At 36.9% G+C, this 23,362-nt stretch carries 20 protein-coding genes; 2 read left to right on the forward strand and 18 right to left on the reverse strand.

Features of this window, described 5'->3' with window-relative positions; all coding sequences use genetic code 11:
• The coding region (locus tag A9G24_RS07490; protein WP_081303040.1) for an IS3 family transposase at positions 1 to 669 on the forward strand (669 nt) is incomplete at its 5' end.
• 221 nt (positions 670 to 890) lie between these two features.
• Here A9G24_RS07490 and A9G24_RS07495 read toward each other — a convergent pair.
• The 18 genes from A9G24_RS07495 to mraZ all read right to left on the reverse strand — a co-directional run bounded on the left by A9G24_RS07495 (position 891) and on the right by mraZ (position 20,513).
• Complete coding sequence (locus A9G24_RS07495) at positions 891 to 1,232, reverse strand: hypothetical protein (RefSeq protein ID WP_065638449.1); 342 nt, start codon at positions 1,230 to 1,232, stop codon at positions 891 to 893.
• Between the two features lie 637 nt (positions 1,233 to 1,869).
• Positions 1,870 to 2,457 (reverse strand): 5'-deoxynucleotidase, encoded by a 588-nt coding sequence (gene yfbR / locus A9G24_RS07500; protein ID WP_065638450.1) that lies wholly within the window; start codon positions 2,455 to 2,457, stop codon positions 1,870 to 1,872.
• Between the two features lie 82 nt (positions 2,458 to 2,539).
• A complete protein-coding gene (gene lpxC, locus A9G24_RS07505; protein ID WP_065638451.1) occupies positions 2,540 to 3,454 on the reverse strand; it encodes a UDP-3-O-acyl-N-acetylglucosamine deacetylase in 915 nt (304 codons plus the stop codon).
• A 63-nt stretch (positions 3,455 to 3,517) separates the two neighbouring features.
• Positions 3,518 to 4,657, reverse strand: a complete 1,140-nt coding sequence (gene ftsZ / locus A9G24_RS07510; protein ID WP_065638452.1) for a cell division protein FtsZ — start codon at positions 4,655 to 4,657, stop codon at positions 3,518 to 3,520.
• 81 nt (positions 4,658 to 4,738) lie between these two features.
• Complete coding sequence (gene ftsA / locus A9G24_RS07515; RefSeq protein WP_065638453.1) at positions 4,739 to 5,992, reverse strand: cell division protein FtsA; 1,254 nt, start codon at positions 5,990 to 5,992, stop codon at positions 4,739 to 4,741.
• A gap of 21 nt (positions 5,993 to 6,013) precedes the next feature.
• Positions 6,014 to 6,844 (reverse strand): FtsQ-type POTRA domain-containing protein, encoded by an 831-nt coding sequence (locus tag A9G24_RS07520; protein WP_065638454.1) that lies wholly within the window; start codon positions 6,842 to 6,844, stop codon positions 6,014 to 6,016.
• 13 nt (positions 6,845 to 6,857) lie between these two features.
• Positions 6,858 to 7,766: a D-alanine--D-alanine ligase gene (locus tag A9G24_RS07525; protein ID WP_065638455.1), complete on the reverse strand. Its 909-nt coding sequence runs from the start codon at positions 7,764 to 7,766 to the stop codon at positions 6,858 to 6,860.
• Between the two features lie 2 nt (positions 7,767 to 7,768).
• Complete coding sequence (gene murC, locus A9G24_RS07530) at positions 7,769 to 9,217, reverse strand: UDP-N-acetylmuramate--L-alanine ligase (RefSeq protein ID WP_065638456.1); 1,449 nt, start codon at positions 9,215 to 9,217, stop codon at positions 7,769 to 7,771.
• Positions 9,218 to 9,385: 168 nt separating this feature from the next.
• Positions 9,386 to 10,438, reverse strand: coding sequence for an undecaprenyldiphospho-muramoylpentapeptide beta-N-acetylglucosaminyltransferase (gene murG / locus A9G24_RS07535; RefSeq protein ID WP_065638457.1), 1,053 nt, complete (start codon positions 10,436 to 10,438; stop codon positions 9,386 to 9,388).
• Positions 10,438 to 11,589 (reverse strand): cell division protein FtsW, encoded by a 1,152-nt coding sequence (gene ftsW / locus A9G24_RS07540; protein ID WP_081303128.1) that lies wholly within the window; start codon positions 11,587 to 11,589, stop codon positions 10,438 to 10,440. The genes murG and ftsW overlap by 1 nt, the downstream gene beginning before the upstream one ends.
• Positions 11,586 to 12,920 carry a UDP-N-acetylmuramoyl-L-alanine--D-glutamate ligase gene (murD, locus tag A9G24_RS07545; RefSeq protein WP_065638458.1) on the reverse strand — a complete coding sequence of 445 codons (1,335 nt, stop codon included), beginning with the start codon at positions 12,918 to 12,920 and terminating at the stop codon, positions 11,586 to 11,588. The genes ftsW and murD overlap by 4 nt, the downstream gene beginning before the upstream one ends.
• 24 nt (positions 12,921 to 12,944) lie before the next feature.
• On the reverse strand, positions 12,945 to 14,027 hold the full coding sequence (mraY, locus tag A9G24_RS07550; protein ID WP_065638459.1) for a phospho-N-acetylmuramoyl-pentapeptide-transferase: 1,083 nt from the start codon (positions 14,025 to 14,027) through the stop codon (positions 12,945 to 12,947).
• Positions 14,028 to 14,045: 18 nt separating this feature from the next.
• Positions 14,046 to 15,401, reverse strand: coding sequence for a UDP-N-acetylmuramoyl-tripeptide--D-alanyl-D-alanine ligase (gene murF / locus A9G24_RS07555; RefSeq protein WP_065638460.1), 1,356 nt, complete (start codon positions 15,399 to 15,401; stop codon positions 14,046 to 14,048).
• Positions 15,398 to 16,948 carry a UDP-N-acetylmuramoyl-L-alanyl-D-glutamate--2,6-diaminopimelate ligase gene (gene murE, locus A9G24_RS07560; protein ID WP_065638461.1) on the reverse strand — a complete coding sequence of 517 codons (1,551 nt, stop codon included), beginning with the start codon at positions 16,946 to 16,948 and terminating at the stop codon, positions 15,398 to 15,400. Before murE ends, murF begins: the two co-directional genes overlap by 4 nt.
• A gap of 12 nt (positions 16,949 to 16,960) precedes the next feature.
• Complete coding sequence (gene ftsI, locus A9G24_RS07565; RefSeq protein ID WP_065638462.1) at positions 16,961 to 18,739, reverse strand: peptidoglycan glycosyltransferase FtsI; 1,779 nt, start codon at positions 18,737 to 18,739, stop codon at positions 16,961 to 16,963.
• Complete coding sequence (gene ftsL / locus A9G24_RS07570) at positions 18,739 to 19,122, reverse strand: cell division protein FtsL (RefSeq protein ID WP_141673115.1); 384 nt, start codon at positions 19,120 to 19,122, stop codon at positions 18,739 to 18,741. Before ftsL ends, ftsI begins: the two co-directional genes overlap by 1 nt.
• Entirely contained in the window at positions 19,115 to 20,050 is a 936-nt protein-coding gene (rsmH, locus tag A9G24_RS07575; protein WP_065638463.1) for a 16S rRNA (cytosine(1402)-N(4))-methyltransferase RsmH, read from the reverse strand. Before rsmH ends, ftsL begins: the two co-directional genes overlap by 8 nt.
• A 16-nt stretch (positions 20,051 to 20,066) precedes the next feature.
• Positions 20,067 to 20,513, reverse strand: coding sequence for a division/cell wall cluster transcriptional repressor MraZ (mraZ, locus tag A9G24_RS07580; RefSeq protein ID WP_065581904.1), 447 nt, complete (start codon positions 20,511 to 20,513; stop codon positions 20,067 to 20,069).
• A gap of 637 nt (positions 20,514 to 21,150) precedes the next feature.
• Here mraZ and A9G24_RS07585 point away from each other — a divergent pair.
• Positions 21,151 to 23,362: type VI secretion system Vgr family protein (locus tag A9G24_RS07585; RefSeq protein WP_065638464.1), on the forward strand; the 2,212-nt coding region annotated here is incomplete at its 3' end.

Consider the following 23,362-nt stretch of genomic DNA (forward strand, 5'->3'; position numbering starts at 1 on the left):
GCTATCACAGACCGGCATTTACGCTGGGGCTTTCCCAAATGTTTTAATCGCATCAGAAAGCTCGGCTATAAATGGAATCATAAACGGGTGTATCGGGTGTATTGTGAGTTAAAACTTAATATTAGAGCTAAACGTAAAAAACGTATCCCCCAACGAACACCAGAAAAGCTATTGGTTCCTAATAAACAAGGTGAATGTTGGTCAATGGATTTTATGAGTGATAGTAGCTGTAATCAACGTCGCTTTAGGACATTCAATGTCATCGATGACTTTAATCGTGAGGCGTTAGGTATTGATATTGCAGTAAGCTTACCAGCAGGAAGGATTACCCGTTACTTAGATAAACTGGCTGAATATCATGGGTATCCATTAAAAATACGCGTCGATAATGGACCAGAATTTACAGGAAAAACCTTTATAAACTGGGCTAAATCACATGATATAGCCATTGATTATATCCAGCCCGGTAGCCCATATCAAAACGGGTACATTGAACGATTTAATCGTACCTATCGTACTGAAGTACTCGATTTATATCTTTTTAACAACTTAGCACAAGCAAGGAGAATAACCGAAGAATGGTTAACGATTTATAACACCGAAAGACCGCATGAGGCATTAAATAACATGACGCCGATTGAGTATAAAACACTAAAACAAACAGCATGATTTTCTACTTGAATCTTGTACTAAGTTTGGGGTATTTACATACTCTATTGATTCGTGTTCAATTTCCTAAATATGCTTACCTCAAACCTGATAGTTTCATTCCCAGAGTATTTCGCCGTTCGCATCAGTAAGCTCTCCCAAACAGCCGTTCAGGTCGGTGCGGTAGTAGCAATGTGAATGGCAAAATTAAGAGGTAACCCGGTAATATTTCATTTTTTATTTTATAACTTTTCAACTAATAATTGTATTCTTGCTTTCCAGCCATTAATCCATTTACTTTCAATTTCAGAGGAATAATTTTTTATAGTGTAATAATCATCTTTATCATGATGAGAAATAAAACATTGGTCGACACATTGACAAATCCAAATTAAAAGGTTTTTTATATCAATATCATTTTTAACTAGTGATATATATTCTTCTACATTTTTTATTATAATCTCAATTAGATTGGCATGAAAAAAACCTTCTTCAAATAATGAATAGCAAAAAGTATCTTTTATTAAATCATCGCTATTCTGCAACATTTTATTTTTTAATTCATTTTTTATGTGTAAGTTCATTTCAACAACCCAGTCTCTCTTTTTGTTAACACAGATTTCTTTTCATTAAATGTACCATCTGAACTGAATACGCCTTTAGATTTATTTCAAGATGAAAATGCTTGGTAATGATCTCTGTTCAGATTGTGTAGATAGAAATAATCGTTTTTCCTAAAAGTAACTCCATTAATTTTTAGTGTACTTGTAAATCTGAATATTTCTGCAACTTGGTATTTTTTGCCTATTGTTGTAATTGCATGTTTAACTGTATCGACAAAACTGCCGTCGTCGGATCGATCCAAGCCAACCCATTAAGCGCATACGGATACAGAGTCGACCCATCCAGCAGCCCAATCGGTTCAGGGTGGCTAACGCTTTATAATATCAGAAATTATTGAAATATAAACCAGTCTCTCGGTTTAAATTTTGTCCGTGATAACTGAAGTTTTGCTCTATTTAAATGCCTAGTTGAAAAACTCTCTGAAGATAAATTAAGATGACAAGCTAAATGGTATAACAAAACCAGTCTAGGCAAAATGCTATATGTCGACACCAAGCTATCACTTCTAAAATATAGGTAAACACCAAGATATTTACACTTCATAAAATAAAATATGATAAAGACAAAATAGGCAACAATTAGCTAGATAACTCATTGTTACATAGTTATTTCATCTAATGACAAGCTAAAGCTTGGAATAAAAACATCTAGAAAGTAATTCATTTCAGGGCTACTGCGTTCAGATAAAGTCTTTTTTAAACGTTGTTCAGCCAATTTAAATTCATTATTACCCGCACTAAGTTCTTCAATCGTTTTAAGATAAGCACATAATGTATCCGCTTGTTTTACGATGCTTTTTTCTGCTTCATCATAAAAATCATCATCGATTAATGTTCTAAAATCATCTTGTAACTCTTTAGGGAGCATTTTAATAAGTTTTTGTTGTGCTATTTTTTCAATCTTTTTATATTCAACCGTGATTTGCGGATTATAATACTTTGTAGGTGTTGGTAGATCACCGGTTATGACTTCTGAAATATCATGATACATGGCTAATAATGCAATTCGCTCGGGATTAACATGACCATTAAATTTTTTGTTTTTAATTATTGCTAAAGCATGTGCCACAAAAGCAACTTGTAAGCTATGCTCTGATACATTTTCAGTTCTTACATTACGCATTAAAGGCCAACGATTAATTAGTTTCAATCGTGACAAATGAGCAAAAAAATGGCTATTATTCATTTTATTATCTCTTTAATATAAAATAAAAACGCCCCCATTAAAAATAGGAGCGTTTATAATTATAACAATATTACTTATGATTTTACGCTAGAATAAGTTGTTGAGTACCCAATGCAAGTGGCACTGTTTGCTCTTCTGTAAATGTCACATATTCCCATGCATCTTGTTTCGCTAACAATGCTTGCAATAATTGATTATTCAATGCATGACCAGATTTATAACAAACTACTTCACCAATCATATTATGACCGCTCATATATAAATCACCGATAGTATCCAGCATTTTGTGACGCACAAACTCATCTTCAAAACGTAAACCATCTTCATTAAGCACTTTATAATCATCAACCACGATTGCACAATCTAAGCTACCACCTAGGCATAGGCCTTTAGACTGTAACGCTTCGATATCACGCATAAAACCAAAAGTTCTTGCGCGACTGATCTGGCGAATAAACGATTCAGACGAAAAATCTAATTGATAACGCTGCGAACTGCTATCAATAGCTGGATGATGGAAATCAATAGTGAAATCTAATCTAAAACCACTATAGGGCCTTACTTCAGCCCATTTATCTCCATTCTCAACTCGAACTGTTTCTTTTATATGCAAAAACTTTTTGAGTGCATTTTGTTCTGCAATACCCGCATCAAGTAATAAATAGACAAATGGGCTTGCGCTACCGTCCATGATTGGTATTTCAGGAGCATTAACTTCAATAATAATATTGTCAATACCAAGCCCTGCTAAAGCAGAATTGATATGCTCAACAGTAGAAATACGAACATTGTCTTCGTTTATTAAACAAGTACAAAGCATGGTATCACGCACAGATTTTGCATCTACCGGAAAATCCACATATGGATTTAGATCAGTACGGCGATAAATGATACCTGTATTTTCAGGCGCAGGACGTAATGTCAAAGTAACTTTCTTACCAGTATGTAAACCAACACCAGTTGCTTGAATAGTCTTTTTTAATGTTCTTTGTTTCACTTTGCACCTACTTTGTTATGTGTTCCTATCGATTTTGACAATAAAAAATCAAATAAGTTCATTTTAATTCGCTTGCTTACGGATAAAAGCAGGAATATCTAAAATCTCACGATTATCAAGAGGAGAAGCTGTTGGTTCATTAACAACTTTCGCTAATTTATCTTCTTGTTGACCCAGAGTATTACTTTGACCAAATAAATCATTGCGCGGAACAGGCTTAGGTATTTTAACTTCTGGACGTTTATCCATACCAATACCAGTTGCAACCACTGTTACTCGAATTTCATCAGACATATCAGGATCGAAAGTCGTACCAACAACAACGGTGGCATTGTCAGAAGCAAATGCTCTAACTGTGCTACCTACTGTTTCAAACTCTTCTAAACCAAGATCTAATCCTGCTGTTACATTAACTAATACACCTCGAGCGCCCGATAAATCGATATCTTCAAGCAATGGACTAGAAATCGCCATTTCAGCAGCTTCTTCCGCACGATTATCGCCGCTAGCTCGACCAGACCCCATCATCGCATATCCCATTTCAGACATCACCGTTCTTACGTCAGCGAAGTCGACATTGATATGACCTGGTTTAGTAATAAGCTCAGCAATACCTTGCACAGCACCTTTTAAAACACCATTAGCGGCAGCAAAAGCGTCTAGTAATTTAACACCACGACCTAACACTTTTAATAACTTATCATTTGGAATAGTAATTAGTGAATCAACATGTTTTGCTAATTCAGAAATACCTTGCTCTGCAAAAGCCATTCGCTTTTTACCTTCAAAACCAAAAGGCTTAGTAACAACAGCAACCGTTAGAATACCTAATTCTTTTGCTATTTCTGCAACTACAGGTGCTGCACCCGTTCCAGTGCCCCCACCCATTCCAGCTGCGATAAAAACCATATCAGCACCTTCGATGGCACTACGGATGACCTCCCGATCTTCTTCAGCGGAATTCCTACCCACTTCAGGATTAGCACCTGCACCAAGCCCTTTAGTAACATTAGTACCGATCTGGATAGTTTGACCCACCTTAATTCTTTTTAATGCCTGTGCATCGGTATTTGCCGCAAAAAACTCAACACCTTCAATATGCTCAGCAATCATATGCTCGACAGCATTACCTCCGCCACCACCGACACCAATAACTTTAATGACTGCTGCTGGTTCATCATCTGCAACCATAGGCTCAAACATAACTTATCTCCAAATTTACGATCTAGGAACATTGTACAGATAATCATCTACAATGTCCACGAAGTTCTTGAAATATATTAGCTAAAACTCTTTTTTAAACCAACCGGTCAATCGTTTAGCTATCCCTTTTAATGATGATTTATTACTATCTTTTGCATCATCATTTAATAAACTTTGTTTTCCATAATGTAATAGCCCTATCGTTGTTGAACAATAAGGTTTTTGTACATAGTCTGTTAATCCAGATATATTCAATGGCTGCCCAATACGCACTTGATTTTGAAAAACTTTTTCAGCACACTCGACCATTCCTTTTATTTGAGCAGCACCACCGGTTAATACAATACCTGCCGCTAATTGGTATTTGATATTTTGTTTTTTAAGTTCTTCTTGCAATGTAAGTAACTCTTTTTGTACCAACGAGAGAAGTTCTGAATAACGTGGTTCAATTACATCAGCTAGAGTTTGTCGTTGTAGTGAGCGAGATGGTCTACCACCTACACTTGGTACATCAATAACTTCATCTTTACCAATTAGCGAACCGACAGCGCATCCATAACGAATCTTAATATTTTCAGCATCCATTGGCGGTGCACCAAATGCATAGGCAATATCACTTGTAACAACATTACCCGCATAAGGAATGACAACTGAATGACGTAAAGCACCACCAGTATAGACAGCCACATCCATTGTGCCGCCACCTATATCAATTACGCAAACGCCTAGTTCTTTTTCGTCATCCGTTAAAACTGCATAGCTAGAAGCCAATCCAGAAAAAATAAGTTGATCTACATTCAATCCACAACGTTCGACGGCTTTAACAATATTTCTAGCCATATCATTATGACAGGTGACTAAATGAACTTTGGCTTTCATTCTTACCCCTGATAAGCCAATAGGGTTTTTAATGCCTTCTTGTAAATCAATAGAATATTCTTGTGCAATGACATGCAAAATACGGTGCTCATCTAAAATTCTAACTGATTTTGCTGTATGGATAACATTTTCTACATCTTCAGCCGTTACTTCTTCATCCGCTATTGGAACCATACCTATTTCATTTTGGCAACGGATATGTTTACCTGAAAGGCTTAGATATACTGAAGATATTTGGCAATCAGCCATTAATTCTGCTTGATCAACCGCTCGTTGGATTGACTTCACGACAGACTCAAGATCGTTTACACCGCCTTTATCAACGCCTTTTGATGGACAATGCCCTACTCCAATAATATTAACAATACCATCAGGAAGAACTTCACCAACAAGAGCGAGTACTTTAGATGTACCAACTTCTAGTCCAACAACCAATTTTTTTTCTGTTGCTTTCATACTTCAGCCTTAATTTATTCCTTACTGCACCATTTTTTCTTTTTGCACTGAAATACCATTTTCGTAACGTAAATCAGCTACCGTTATTCTTTCATTTTCTGGCACTCTTAATTGAATTTCGGGAAATAATTTAATGAATTGTTGATATCGATTTTCAATATTTTCACTACCTAATAGCAACTTCATTTCCTGATTTTCAAAGCAAGTACCAGATACACACTGTTCTACCATCAATTGCCATGCGTTACGCTCATCAGTTATAGCCGCTTTAATATGTAATGCCAACTGATTATTAGCTAATTTTTTAGAAAGATTCTCTAATTTATAATAAATTTCTAACGCTGGTTTTGCTTTGCCCTCAGGACCATATAGCCTTGGTAATTGTAATGTGGCAATACGATCAAGTGGCACGCTAAAAACATTGCCATTTTTATCCAGTAAAAATAGGTCATTCCAATAAAGCACTGGTTTATATTCTTCCACATAGACAATTAACCTGTCTGGCCACTGCTTACGTATACTGGTTTGTTTAACCCATGGAAATCGCATCACTTCTTGCTGTATATCATTAACATCTTGTCCAATATAGGTATTAGGTAAGCCTAATCCTAGAATGGCTTTCCGAAGATCGTCCTCAGTTGTATAGGTATGTTCTCCACTTAATGTTAATTGCGACAATACCATTTGCTCGGGATCATCCATCCAATTTTTAAAGCTTTGAACTACCCAAATACTAATAAAAATAATCATAATAAAGAACAAAAAGCCTATCAATTGTTCTGTATTACGAAAAATAAGCAGTCGTCTTTTATTTTTATCTTCGCGTCGTGCTGCTTGCCGAACTTGTTTCATAAAATAAGGCCAATTATAGCGTTGCCAAATTTAAAATTCTGAACACAAGTTCATTAAATGACCAACCATGTTGTTTGGCTGCCATTGGCACTAAGCTATGATCGGTCATACCAGGTGCTGTATTCACTTCAAGTAAGTACGGATTTTGATTCGCATCAAACATAACATCGACCCTTCCCCAGCCTCTGCATCCAACCGCTTTATAAGCATCTAATGCCAATTTGCGAATCTGTTGTTCTTTGTCATCTGGTAATCCACTTGGACAAAAATATTGCGTTGAATCAGATAGATACTTTGCATCATAATCATAAAATTTGGTAGTGGGTTTAATGTGAATTGTAGGTAAAACTTCTTCACCGACAATTGCCACTGTAAATTCTGGACCAGCTAAAAATGATTCAATCATAACAGCATCATCATATTTAAAAGCCATGTCAATCGCACTTTTCAATTCAAAGGCTTCATTAACCCGAGCCATACCTACACTAGAGCCCTCATGAATTGGTTTTACAAATAACGGTAATCCAAGTTGTTTTACAATAGCATCAATATCAACTATCTGCGATTTATTAACCATAACATAGTCAGCAACAGGTAGGCCAAGTGCTTTCCAAACTAACTTAGTTTTTAACTTATCCATAGTCAGCGCAGATGAAAGAATATCACTACCGGTATAAGGAATATCTTGATAAGTCAACATTGCTTGAATGATACCATCTTCTCCACCACGTCCGTGTAAAATATTAAATACTTTTGTAAATCCTTCTTCTTTTAATTGTGTGATAGCGTAATTTTTCGTGTCAATAAGATGGGCATCAATACCATTTGCCAATAATCCTGCATGTACAGCTTTACCTGACTTAAGTGACACTTCTCGCTCAGCAGAGGTACCACCATACAATACAGCAACTTTATCAACCATTTTTATAAAACCTCTTTTGAAAATAATTGAGTTTTGGCTAGTTGACGAGCAATACGACCAACACTACCAGCACCTTGTGTTAATAATAAATCTCCACCTTGTAATATCTCTTTCATAATTTCAGGTAAGATATCTAAATCTGAAACATAAATAGGATCAACTTTACCTCGATTACGAATTGAACGGCATAAAGATCGGCTATCAGCCCCAGCAATAGGCGGTTCACCCGCTGAATAAACATCTAACATCACAAGAACATCAACTTGAGAAAGTACTTGTGCAAAGTCATCAAATAAATCACGAGTTCGTGTATATCGATGTGGTTGAAATAACATAACTAAGCGACGATCAGGCCAACCATTTCTAGCAGCTTGAATAGTGGCATTAACTTCACTTGGATGATGACCATAATCATCAACCATCATAATATCCCCTCCATTAATATGGGGGAATACACCTAACAGATCAAAGCGCCTACTGGTACCTGCAAATTTAGCTAATGCATTTATAATTGATTCATCATCAATACCCTCTTCGGTTGCAGCAATAATTGCCGCTGCCGAGTTCAAAGCATTATGTTTGCCAGGTGCGTTTAATTCTATATGTAGATCTTTATGATTTGGACGACAAACAGTGTAATAACTTACACCTCGCTCTTGACGATAATTTTTGATAACAACGTCCGCTTTTTCATTAAATCCATAAGTAATAATTTTACGTCCTACAATAGGTAACAGCTCACGGTTAATCGGATCGTCATAACACATAACAGCTAAACCATAAAACGGTAGATTATGTAAAAATGAAATAAACGTTTGTTTAAGATTTTCAACGCTGCCTTGATAAGTATCCATATGATCAGGTTCGACATTGGTTACAATTGACACCATTGGTTGCAAATGAAGAAACGATGCATCACTTTCATCGGCTTCGGCAATAAAATAACGACTGCTACCTAATTGAGCATGTGTTCCTGCCGCCTTAACTAAGCCCCCATTAACAAAAGTTGGATCCAGTTTTGCTTCCGCATAAATTGCAGTTACCATCGCGGTTGTAGTGGTTTTACCATGTGTGCCAGCAATAGCGATTCCATAGCGAAAACGCATTAATTCAGCAAGCATTTCAGCTCGTTGAATGACGGGTATACGCGCTTGACGAGCAGCAACCACTTCAATATTATCTTGTGAGATAGCCGAAGATATCACAACAACACTAGAATTAATCACATTTTCAGCCGCATGACCAATGACAATTTTTGCACCTAATGTTTCTAGATGTTGGGTCACCGCATTTTCAGCAATATCTGAACCGCTAATTTCGTATCCTTCATTAGCTAGAACTTCAGCAATTCCCCCCATACCCGCGCCGCCAATACCCACAAAGTGAATATGTTTGACTCGTTTCATTTCAGGAATAATTGCCCTTAACTCCGCTAATTCCCTTGTATTCACTATCGAACTCCTAATCATTCTTTTGTTGTGCAGTGTATCGCGTCATATCATCATTGAACATTTGTATCGCAATTATTTTTCTTAGTCCAAACAAATCATTGACTCAAACATACACCTAACCTGAAACTTTTTGGCAAAATTATCATATAAACTGATATCATAAACTAATCATTTTATCACTGACTCAAGGGTTTGTGCCACTTTTTCGGTGGAATTTACAATTGAGAGGCTTTTAGCTTTAATTGCCATTTCAAGTAATTTGTCGCGATGTAAATTTAATAATAACTTTGATAACGACTCAACATTAAAATCTGGTTGCTCTATAATATCAGCCGCCCCTATATCAGCTAATGCTTTTGCATTCCAAAATTGCTGACGATCTTTATGCATAAACGGAATAAAAATAGCGCCAATACCGACAACTTGAATTTCACTAACGGTTAATGCCCCGCTGCGACAAATCACAATATCTGCCCAGCTGTATGCTCTAGCAACATCAGATATAAATTCAGTCACTTTATTATTTGTCATATCACAATCTTGATAAGATTGCATTACTGAATTTAACATTCCTTTACCCGTTTGATGCCATACCACATATTTATCGGACAACTTTGTTATCACTTGAGGCACAATGTCATTAAGAACTTTAGCGCCTTGGCTTCCTCCCATAACTAATACTCTAATTGGTCCATGACGATCTTTGAATCTTTCTTCAGGTTTTGCAACCGTTAAAAGATCATTACGCACAGGATTACCAACTACTTCAGCCTTAGGAAAAGCGCTAGGAAATGCTTGCAAAACTTTAGTGGCAATTTTAGCCAGCCACTTGTTAGTTAATCCTGCAATGCCGTTTTGCTCATGTAATACAACTGGTATGCCAAGGGTTTTGGCGGCAAGTCCTCCAGGACCAGAAACATATCCTCCCATACCTAAAACAACATCAGGACGATAGGTTTTTAAAATCTTTCGAGCTTGTAAAACTGCTTTTAGAATTTTATAAGGCGCTTTTAATAGTGCCATCATACCTTTGCCTCGTAGCCCTGATATTTCGATAAAATCAATATCAATACCATTTTCGGGGACGAGATGTGCTTCCATTCGATCGGCGGTGCCTAACCATCTTACTTGCCAACCTTGCTTCATTAAATAATGCGCAACAGCAATACCCGGAAAAACATGTCCTCCTGTACCTCCTGCCATAACTAATAATTTTTTCATTACTTTAATAACCTTATTCTTGCTTGCGCTTGTTGTTGTCTAAATTCAAAATCTATTCTGAGTAATATGGCAACCGCAATACTCATCACGATAAGACTTGAACCACCATAACTTATAAATGGTAAGGTTAATCCTTTAGTCGGTAACATACCTGATGTAACACCAACATTAACAAATGTTTGAAAACCAAACCATATACCAATTTCACAGGCCAAATAACCTGAAAATAATGAACCTTCATTCAAAGCTCGATAACCAATTGCAAGCGCCTTAAATGTCAAAAAGAAAAGTAATGACAATAAAGCAACCACACCTATATATCCATACTCCTCAGAAATAATTGAAAAAATAAAATCAGTATGGCATTCAGGTAAATATCCCAATTTCAAGATAGAATTTCCCATACCTTGACCGGTAATTCCTCCACTACCAATTGCCATTAAAGATGCAACTAATTGATAACCTGAACCTGTTGCATCTTGCCAAGGATCAAGAAAGGTCAATAGCCGAGTTAATCGATAGGCTTCATATAAGATCAAGCAAATCACTGCACCAACCCCTGTTAGCAAAATAGCAATAAATTGCCACAATTGAGCACCAGCAATAAATAAGATACCAATAGTCACCATAAACAAAACAATAACTGTACCCAAATCAGGTTGCTTAAGTAATAAAATTGAAAGTACTGCCATGACAACCATTGGTTTAAAAAATCCCCAAAAACCACTTTGTACTTCTTCGGATTTACGAGATAAGTAACCCGCTAAAAATAAAAAGAGTGCTAATTTTGAAAGCTCTGCTGGTTGAAAATTGAAGACACCTAAGGGTATCCAACGAGATGCGCCATTAATTGAAGATCCAATACCTAGCACAACGATCAACATAATAATAGCAATAATTAGTAACACTGAACCAAACTGCTGCCAACGTTGCATCGGGATATACAACGTAATAAACATTAAAAATAGTGATAGTCCTAACTGAATAAGCTCTCGTTGTGTATAAAAGAAAGGATTACTTTCGCTAAATGACATCGATGCTGATGTGACCATTATCAGGCCAAATATCATTAAACCAAACACAGTCCAAAGTAATGAATTATCAAATGGTATATTTGGATTAACTTGTTTTTTTATCCAAAAAAATGTCATTGTTTACTCCTATGAACATATTCTTTGGCAAATTTGGCAAATTGGTTTCCTCGATCAATATAATTTTTAAATTGATCGAGACTTGCACAAGCTGGAGAAAGTAAAACCACATCATTTGCTGCTACTTTTTGTGCAATAATTTGTATGGCATCCGCCATTGTTTCAGTCATTGTTGTGACAGCTGGTGCTAATTTAGCTAACAAATTACGATCACGACCAAAACAAAAAACTTCAAGATTGTTATTCAGTAAATAAGGAATTAAAGGCGAAAAATCCGCTGATTTTCCATCTCCTCCTAATAATAAATATAATTTGCCCTGACAAACAACACTTTTCAAGGCCGCTTCCGTGCTCCCCACATTAGTCGCTTTAGAATCATTAATCCATTTCACACCATTTTGTTCAAAAACTAATTCAAAACGATGCGGCAAACCTTGAAATGAAGTGATTGTTGCTAAACTTGACTCTCGATCAATATTTAATTTATCTGCTATAGCCAAAGCAGCTAAGGCATTAAGATAATTATGGCAACCAACTAGCTTCATCACTTTGGTCGATAAAACAGGACTATTTTGAGCAATTAAATGTTCACATTGACTATCTAAATGGTAATCACCCATTTTTAATCCAAATGAGACACAAGCATGGTGCTTAGATATTGGTGATGTTAATTTATCATCATAGTTAGTGACACAATATTTTGCATTATGATAAATGCGTTGTTTAGCCTCGGTATACTGCATTAAGCCAAGCGGATAGCGATCCATATGATCTTCTGAGATATTTAAAATTGTTGCAACTGTCGCTTGTAAACTGTCAGTTGTTTCTAGTTGAAAGCTTGATAATTCGAGCACATAGATATCGTAATCCTGCTTTAAAAGGGATAGTGCAGGTTCGCCTATATTCCCGCCAACACCGACTTTAATACCCGATGATTTAATGATATCACCAACAAGGGTTGTTACCGTTGTTTTACCATTAGCACCTGTGATAGCGACAATTGGTTTATTGGATTGTGCATTTACTTCACGGCAAAATAGCTCAATATCACCAATAATTTCAACCCCTTTTTTAGCTGCTTGTTGCAATTCGGGCGTAGATAAAGCAATACCAGGGCTGGCAATGATTAAGTCAGCATCAAGCAACCAATCAATATTTAATTCACCTAAATGGTAAGCAACACGTTCGTCTAATTGCTCAATCCCTGATGGAGATGAACGCGTATCAATAACTTTAGGTATAACATTTTGAGCAAGAAAATACTCAACACAAGAAAGCCCTGTGATGCCTAACCCAATAATAACAACATTTTTGCCCTGATAGCTAACCATGATTCCATCCCGATTTATTCTTAATTAACGCAACTTCAAGGTTAATAAACCAATCAATACCAACATTAATGATATAATCCAAAACCGAACAATAACGCGAGGCTCAGGCCAACCTTTTAATTCATAATGATGATGAATCGGCGCCATTTTAAATATCCGTTTACCGCGTAATTTATATGAACCAACCTGTAAAATTACTGATAGTGTTTCAATAACAAATATTCCACCCATTATCAGTAATAAAAATTCTTGTCTTAATAAGACTGCAATAATACCGAACACACCGCCCAAAGCTAACGACCCAACATCGCCCATAAAAACCATAGCTGGATATGTGTTAAACCATAAAAAGCCAAGTCCCGCACCAATAATTGCGGTACAGACAATCATCAATTCACCACTAAATTTAATATAAGGAATATGTAAATAAGCAGCAAAATTAACATTACCTGTTGCCCAAGATACGAGAGCAAAACCAGCCGCAACAAAGACAGTTGGCATAATGGCAAGTCCATCAAGTCCATCGGTTAAATTCACAGCATTACCAGCACCAACAATCACAACGTAAGTAAGCAGAATAAATAATAACCCCAATTGTGGCATAACATCTTTAAAAAAGGGTAAAACAAGTACTGTTACTGCGCTATCTTTTCCATAAACATACAGACCAAAAGCAACAATTAATGCGATAACCGACTGCCAAAAATACTTCCATCTTGCAATAAGACCGGCACTATTTTTACGAATCACTTTTAAATAATCATCGGCAAAGCCAATAATGCCATAACCAATTAAAACAAATAAGGTAACCCAAACATAAGGATTACGAAGATCTGCCCATAAAAATACCGATAAGATAATCGATGCTAAAATAAGCACGCCCCCCATAGTTGGCGTACCTTTTTTACTTAAATGTGATTCGGGTCCATCATGACGAATAACTTGCCCAATTTGCAATTTTTGTAACCCATCAATCACTTTCTGACCAAAAAATAAAGAAATCGCTAAAGAAGTTAATAATCCTAAAATGGCTCTTACTGTTAAATAAGAGATAACATTAAAAAAGGTAAAATGTTTCACTAAATATTCTGATATCCACACCAACATAATTTTAATCCTAACTCACTATTGTTCAATTTGAATTTTTTCGATGATTTCTTCCATTTTGGCACTACGTGAACCTTTAACTAGCATAGTTAAAGTTGGATATTGACGTAATAACGTTAACAGAAAATTCACAGCATCAGGTTTATTGTTAAAATGGTGACCCACACCACTATACTGACTAATAAATTGACTTAATTTACCGACACTCACAACACAGTCAATTTTTTCATCATGAGCAAGTTCACCAATTTGTCGATGATATTTTTCAGCTTCAACCCCTAATTCTCCCATATCACCAACAACCAATACTCGATATCCTGCTTGTTTTGCCAAGGTTTTCACTGCCGCCGACATTGAACCAACATTAGCATTATAAGTATCATCCCAAATTAATTGGGTTTGATTTAATTTTATTGGAAATAACCGACCTTTTACTGGTTTTAAAGTAGCTAAACCTTGCTGAATCTGACTAAAGGTTGCACCAACAGAGATCGCTAAAGCTGATGCCGCAATAGCATTTGCAACATTATGTTGTCCAACTAGCGGTAATACAATTGCGCATTCACCTTTTGGGGTATGTAATGTAAATGTCGTTTGTTGAGCATATTGAATATTACTCGCATAAAAATCGGCTGATGAGTTGGCCAACGAAAATGTCCAAGCTGTTTTATTTATTAGCTGAGCAAACCATTTATCAGAGCAACTATCTAAATTAATAATAGCCATACCATCATTAGGTAATCCTTGAAAGATTTCACCTTTAGCTTTTGCCACACCTTCAAGCGAACCAAACCCTTCGATGTGTGCTTCAGCAATATTATTAATTAAAGTACTTTGCGGTTGAACAAGATTGGTAGTATAGGCAATTTCACCAATATGATTAGCACCTAGTTCTATTACTGCAAATTGGTCCTGCTTGGTTAAGCGCAAAAGTGTTAATGGCACACCGATGTCATTATTGAAATTACCTTGTGTATAGAGGGTTTGCCCGCAATTTTGCAAAATGGCTGCTGTCATTTCTTTAACTGATGTTTTACCTGATGAGCCTGTAAGTGCCACAATTTTGGCTGTACTTTTTTGGCGCACAAAATTCGCAATTTCCCCTAAAGCTAAGCGAGTATCTTTGACAACAATCTGCGGTATTGCTTTATCAATTTTATGATCGACAATCACAGCTATAGCACCGTCTTTGATAGAAAGCTCAGCAAAAGCATGCCCATCAAAATTATCACCAACAAGTGCAATAAACAACGATTGTTTAACGATTTTTCGTGAATCAGTACAAATAGAATCAATCACAATACTTTCATCTGGAATATGATAAGATTTACCATTCACTATTTTTTTTATTTGCTCAATTTCTAATGGAATCATGGTTGATTCTCTACTCCTAAAAGCTTTTTAACTGTTTCTTGATCTGAATAGTGATATTTAGTTTTACCCACTATTTGATAATCCTCATGCCCTTTACCTGCAATTAAAATTACATCATTAGGTTTAGCCTGTTTTAACGTTTGTGTAATGGCTTGCACCCTATCGGTAATTATGTATAAGTTGTCGGTATGATGTAAACCTTGTTGAATATCTTCAATAATTTTCATTTCATCTTCAGTACGTGGATTATCATTAGTCAAAACAATTTTATCGGCAAACTGTTCTGCTATTTCAGCCATTAAAGGTCTTTTACCGCTATCCCTATCACCACCACAACCAAAAATTACCCATAAAGTTCCTTTACAATGAATTCGACTTGCTTGTAATGCTTTTTGTAATGCATCAGGAGTATGCGCATAATCGACAATGACCGTTGGACTATTTTTAATATGCAATACTTCCATTCGTCCACAAATAGGTTTCAAAAAAGAAGCCATATTAATTACCGCAAAAAATGGAAAGTCCAATGTTAAAAGCGTAGCTATAGCTAATAATAGATTTGAAACATTAAATTCACCTAATAATCGACTATGAATAATGGCATTTCCCCAACTTGACTCCATATGAATTTGGGCACCTTTATCATGATAATCAATCATAGAAACCCCAACATAAGGTATATTTAAGGCTTTTAATCGGCGCAATGATTTAGGTTGGCATGATACTGCCGTCACTTGAGAAAGTTTTTCAATCCAACGTTTACCATATTTGTCATCATAATTAATAATCGATTTACCAGCAGTTAAAACTTTTTTTTCTTTTTCATCAGGAGTAAATAATGACCATTTTGCTTTAGCATATTTACTCATGGTTTTATGGTAATCAAGATGATCACGACTTAAATTGGTAAATACAGTAGCTACGCAATTTAGCCCTTTAACGCGCTCCATTGCAAGACCATGAGAAGAAATCTCCATGGCCACAACTTTGACCTGTTTTTTTACAAAATCAGCTAATAATGTTTGCACATCTATTGCCGAAGCTGTCGTATTAGCTGATGGTTCAATTTGATTATAAATTCCGTTACCAATAGTGCCTAAAATAGCTGTTTTGTCATTAAGTAATGTTGTACATTGCGCAATGAGCTGGGTAACTGTTGTTTTACCATTAGTCCCAGTTACGCCAATAACCGACAATTTTTTCGATGGAGAATGATAAAAATCATTGGCAATTAATGATAAACGTTGCGAAAGTTGAAAAACACTGATTTGTGGGATGACCGGTTTATTATCTTTTTTAAGATAGTCAATTTTTAGATCATTGGATTTTCTCTTTGTTTCGATTAAGATAACAGCTGCACCTGCTGAAATGGCTTGAGGAATAAATGTTCGCCCATCAACGGTATGCCCCTTGATCGCAACAAAAACATCATTTTTTTTCACTTTACGACTATCAATACGCAAATGATTAAGTGGAAAATCGTTTAATTTTAGATTACGACTTCCACCTAATAATTCAAATAATGTTTTAAATGAGCTTGTAGCCATCATTTCCACCTATTAATAAATAATCATTTGGCCATCAACTTGGCGATCTGGTTTTACATTCATCGTTCTAAGAACGCCGCCCATAATTCGGCTAAAAACAGGAGCAGAAACCGACCCGCCATAATATTGACCTGCTTTTGGATTATCAATCACAACGACAAGGGAATATTTTGGCTCTGTTGCAGGCGCGATACCTGCGGTATACGCTAAATATTGATTAACATATCGCCCACCCGATAATTTTTTTGCTGTTCCTGTTTTAACGCCTACACTGTAACCAGGAACCGATGCTTTGGTTCCTCCACCAGTAACAGCCACCGCTTCCATTAATTGAACGACTGTTTTAGCCTCTTTTTCAGCAACTACACGTTGACCTTTTACCGGTTCTGTGACTTTTAAAATTGATACCGGTCGATAAATTCCATAACTACCAATGGTCGCATAAGCTCTTGCTAGCTGTAACGGTGTAACACTTAACCCATACCCAAATGCAAATGTCGCTCGTTCAATATCAGCCCATTTTCTGGTTCTATCAGCTGCAATTGAGCCACTAACCTCACCACCTAAACCTAACCCCGTTGGTTGACCAAGTCCAAAGCGGCTATAGAACTCTACAAGATCGCCCTGCTGCATTTGTAAAGCTAATCTACTTACCCCAACATTACTTGATTTTTCCAAGATACCAGCCAAATTGAGTGCTTTTTGATATGACACGTCTTTAATTTCATAGCGATTAACATAAAATGGTCTTGTGTCAATAATGGTATTTAAATTAGCTATTTTCTTTTCTAAAGCAGCCATTACCACTAAAGGTTTAACCGTAGAACCAGGCTCAAATGCATCAGTAACAGCTCTATTTCTCAATAAATTATAATCAATTGATGAACGATTATTAGGATTATAAGATGGACTAGTTGCCATTGCTAAAATCTCACCCGTATGTACATCAATCAATACCGCTGTTCCACTGTCTGCTTTATTAAATTCAACTGCTTGACTAAGTTCGCTATACACCAATGATTGTAAACGTTCATCGATACTTAGTGTTAAATCTGATGCCGTTTCACTTTCTGTACGCTCTAATTCTTCAATCACACGACCTACTCGGTCACGTCGCACTATTCTCTGCCCAGACTCACCAATTAACCATTTATTAAAGCTTTTTTCGATACCCTCAGAACCTTTTTCGGTACCATTTTCATCAATATCTGTTAAACCAATTAATTGAGCTATATTTTCTGCCGCTGGGTAATAACGTTTAGATGTTTTCGCAAATGATATTCCTGGTAGTTTTAGTTTTTTTAAATAGTCAGATATTGTTGGCGTTACTTGCTTAGACAAATAAACAAATCGCATTGATGGATTACCCAATTTTTGCGCTAATGTCGACATTGGGATATTTAACGTTTTAGCTAACCCTTGCCACCTGATATCATCTGCTTTAACGCCCCCCTTTTTCACAACAATTTTAGGATCTGCCCAAACATCAAACATTGGCACACTTACTGCTAATGCACGACCGTTACGATCGGTGATCATTGCTCTTGGCGCATCCATTTCTTGGTGACGAAGCGAACGTTTATTACCTTCTGCAATAAGTTTATCGGGTTCAATAATTTGCAACAATGTCATTCGGACAATAAGACAAATAATCGCAAAAATAATAAAACCGTATACAATATAAAAACGATTAGGAGTAAAATATTGCTTTTTACTATTCAACTTATTGGCTTTATTTGTTTTTGTCGTCTTTTTTGCTTTGTTTTTTTTATTTTTAGTGACGGATTTCATTATTTACTCTTTATCACAATAACTGTTTCATTTTGCGGCGTCACATAAGACATACCTAATTGATTCTTCGCTCTTTCTTCTACTCGCTTGGGATCTGCAAGGACATTTTCCTCAATAACTAAATTTCGCCATTCGCTTTCTAATACATCTTGTTCCAATAAAAGTTGCTCGCGTTCAAATAGTTGTTTACGAACCTGTTGTGTTGTTATTAATACAGCACCAGCAGAAATAATGATCATTACCAGTAATAACAATGAAATTTTTTGATGGCCAAATAAATCACCAATAATTAAACCAAATAAACTCCGGCTTGGTCTTCTTTGAATATCTTTATCCATGTCGATTTTATCTGGAAAAGTTTCATTGTATTGGTTGCTATTCATCTTTCCTTTCTGCTACCCTTAATAGTGCGCTTCGAGAACGCGGGTTATTATTAATTTCAATAGTATTTGGCTTAATTTTGCCAAGCGATTTTAATTTAGCACCACCATATTGTTTAATTTGTTGTTCTGTTAGTGGTAATCGAGCGGGTAAATCCGGACCTTTACTCTGTTTATTAATAAATTGCTTTACAATTCTATCTTCTAGAGAATGAAAGCTAATAACAGCAAGCCTTCCATGATTGGCAAGAACAGATAAACTACTGTTTAATACTTGCTCAACTTCTTCCAATTCGCTATTAACATAAATACGAATAGCCTGAAAACTACGTGTAGCTGGATGCTTATTTTTATCTTTTCTTGGCGTTGCTTTTTCAATTAAATTAGCCAACTCCAAAGTACGGGTGATCGGCGAAACTTTATTTTGCTCCACGATCGCTCGAGCAATACGCTTGGCAAATTTCTCTTCACCAAATGTCTTTAACACCCACGCGATATCGTCTTCATCACTGCTGAGTAACCATTCACTTGCTGTTAAACCTTTATGGTTATTCATACGCATATCAAGTGGTCCATCACGCATAAAAGAAAATCCCCTTTCGGGGTCATCAAGCTGTGGCGATGAAACACCAAGGTCTAACAAGATGCCATCAATCTTACCCATTAATTCAAGTTTATCAATATATTGGTACATATTTGAAAACTCACCACGAATAAAAGTAAATCGAGGATCTGTTATTTTTAAAGCAACTTGCTCAGCACGCTCATCACGATCAATAGCAATCAACCGACCTTGTGTACCAAGTTGTTCAAGTATTAAACGAGAATGACCGCCTCGCCCAAAAGTACCATCAACATAAATGCCATCCTTTTTTATATTTAATGCGTTTACAGCTTCGTTTAATAAAACCGTTGTATGTTGATAATCCATCAATTTTTTACTCTTATTAAATAGTTAAACTTTTCAAATTATCTGATAAGTTTTCAATATCGGTTGGTAATGCAGCAATATCATCGTTAATTTGTTGATACCAAATCGCCTCATCCCAAATTTCAAATTTATTAGATTGACCAACAAACATTGTATTTTTTTCTAATTTTGCATAAGTACGTAACGTAGGTGGCAATAAAATTCGACCTGAACTGTCCATCAAACACTCAGTTGCATAACCCAATAACAATCGCTTAATTCTACGTTCAGCTTCTACAATCGTTGATAATGTTGCAAGCTGTTGTTCGATACATTTCCATTCAGACAGAGAATAAAGCGTCAAACAAGAATGGTATAAACCAATTGTGCAAACCATACCTTCAGACAAAGATTCACGGTAACGAGTAGGAATTGCTAACCGTCCCTTATTATCTAAATTGACCGAAATTGCACCACTAAACATGAAAGTACCATTATTTATAAATTTCTTGTTAATTTTTATTTAATATAAATCATCAAGTTAATTAAATAATCTATTTTTACCACTAACCCCCACTTTTTACCACAAATTCTCACAAAATAATAGGTCGTTGGTTAATTATTTATAAATGATTAGTTTTCTTCCTCAAAATGAACAAAACCAACGATAAATCACATTTTCTACTTTCCCTTTCGTTTCTGGGCTGGCAGATTGAATGAATTTTTTCATTTATATAACGATTATCACTCCCCCTATTTTATTGGTGCAAAAATAGATTAATTTTTGTAAAAAATATTCAGGATTCTATACCGTTTCAGCATAAAATTATTTTAAATTTAATTATTTAAAAAAATATAACTAATAAAGCATAACGTTGCTTAAATCCCTTATTCAACAAAGGCATTAAGCCGCTATCAGTTACTGGTTTAACTAACGGAAATTATTCATATTAAACAAAGATATTGATTAAAAAGGTTAAATTTTGCGTTAAAATAGTCTATACTCTGTTTGCATTATCGCTTACGTTAAAAATAGTCAGCATAAAAACAATGCGATAGCGATAAACCAATAGCATAATAAAAATAAACGGTATGAATTTTAGAAATAATAGGAGGAAAACATGTCAAATGAACTTAATCGTCTTCTGAGCCAGCTCGGTGACGGGTTTAGCGATTTAATGGCGGGCTTAGGGGGCGTTAGCCATAATCGTTATACCTTAACGGTTGACGGGCTGGGCGCGCCGATTTCGGTTTTACATGTTGAGGGTGATGAGTCGTTAAACCAGCCTTGGCGTTATGTAATCTCCTTTACCAGTACTGACAAAACCTTATCGCCTGATTCCTTTCTTAATCAAAAATCGACCTTCTCCTTTAATCCGGTTATCAACAAACCATTAACTTCTGCTATCCGCTCATTAAGTGACTTGCCCACGTTGACGAATAAACGCACCTTGCATGGGGTGATTACTGAGTTTAGTCAGTTATCCGTCAATAAAGAGGAAGCCCATTATCAGGTGGTGTTATCCTCGTGCTTAGCGCGGCTCGCAGTGGGGCAACATAGTGCCATATTTCAACAGCAAAGTGTGGTGAGTGTAGTTGAAGAAGTGCTACGCAGTCATGGTTTGACGGGCATTGATTACCGTTTAGAGCTAAAAGATAGCTACCCTGAGCGGGAGTTTATCACGCAGTGGCAAGAAAGTGACCTTGAATTTATTCAACGCTTATTGGCCGATGTGGGTATCTGGTTTCGCTTTGAAACGCACGCCGAACATCATTGTGATGTGATGGTGTTAAGTGATTATGAACAAGGCTATGCGCAGGTGGCTAATATTGACTATAAACAACCCAGTGGCATGGCAGATACGGGCGTTGAAAGTGTGTGGGATATCAGCCTGCATAGTGAAGTAGTGGTCTCCTCAGTCAAGGTACAAGACGATAACTACCGTGATGCCCTAGCCGATTTACAGGGCGAGATTAACACCCAACCCAAAGACCTTACCACCTATGGCACCGACTACCGTTATGCCGAGCACTATAAAGGCTTAGAGAGTAACGGACAGGAAAATCCACACACTCGTGGTGATGATAATAGTGATAATGACAATAACACTCACGATAATCAGATTGAAAGCGGTCAGTGGTATGCCCGTATTCGCCATGAACAGGCGATTAGCCAGCAAATTATCCTCAAAGGCAAGAGTAATCACTATAACCTTGCTCCCGGCCAATGGATTAATATCAACGGCAGCCCGCTGGCAGATATTAATGACGGTGTGATTATTTTAAGTGTACAAGGGCAGGGTAACCGCACTGATGCTTATGAACTCACCTTTACCGCCATTCCCTATCAAGCCTTAAAACCCTATCGCCCTGCGCCTATACGCTGGCCACAAGTTAGTGGCACTTTACCTGCCCGTGTCACCAGTGCTAATCATGACACCTATGGCTATATTGACCCGCAAGGGCGCTATCGGGTTAAATTTAACTTTGATTTAAAAGAGTGGAAAAGTGGCACGGAAAGCTTATGGGTACGTTTAGCCAAACCGTATGCGGGCAACACCTATGGCTTTCACTTTCCGTTAATTGACGGCACTGAAGTCGCCATCGCCTTTATGAACGGCAATCCCGATAGGCCGTATATCGCCCATGCGATGCATGACAGTGCTCACCCCGACCTTGTCACCACCATTAACAAACACCGCAATGTGATTCGCACGCCGGCTAATAACAAACTGCGCATGGATGACAAACGTGGGCAAGAGCATATCAAACTGGCCACCGAATACGGCAAAACTCAACTTAATATTGGTCACTTAGTTAACGAAAAAAAACAACCTCGCGGTGAAGGCTTTGAACTGCGCACCGACGAATGGGGGGCGATTGCTGCTAACAAAGGCTTATACTTAACCACGCAAACCGAGCCGAAAGCGCAAGGCAAACAGCTCGATATGCAAGCGGCAATAAGCCAACTTGAAAATGCCCTCTCTATTGCCAAAGCGCTACAAAATGCCGCCACCCAGTCCGAGGCACACAGCGCCGATACCGACAGCCAAGCGCAACTTAAAGCCAACTTAACTCAGCTAACCCAAAGTGGCCTACTGGCCTATGCGCAAGAAGGCATCGCCCTAACCAGCCCTGAAAATATTCAACTGACAACAGCGAGCAGCCTCACCTTAACCAGCGAAAATCAAACCGACATCAACGCTTTAAACAACGTCACTGTTTCAGCGGGCGAAGCGATTGGCTTATTTGCGCAAAAAGCGGGCATGAAACTATTTGCCAACCAAGGTGATATTGAAGTGCAAGCCCAAAATGCCAACCTCAATATGGCTG

The organism is Gilliamella sp. App6-5 (assembly GCF_001690525.1).
Taxonomy (GTDB): Bacteria; Pseudomonadota; Gammaproteobacteria; order Enterobacterales; family Orbaceae; genus Gilliamella; species Gilliamella apicola_H.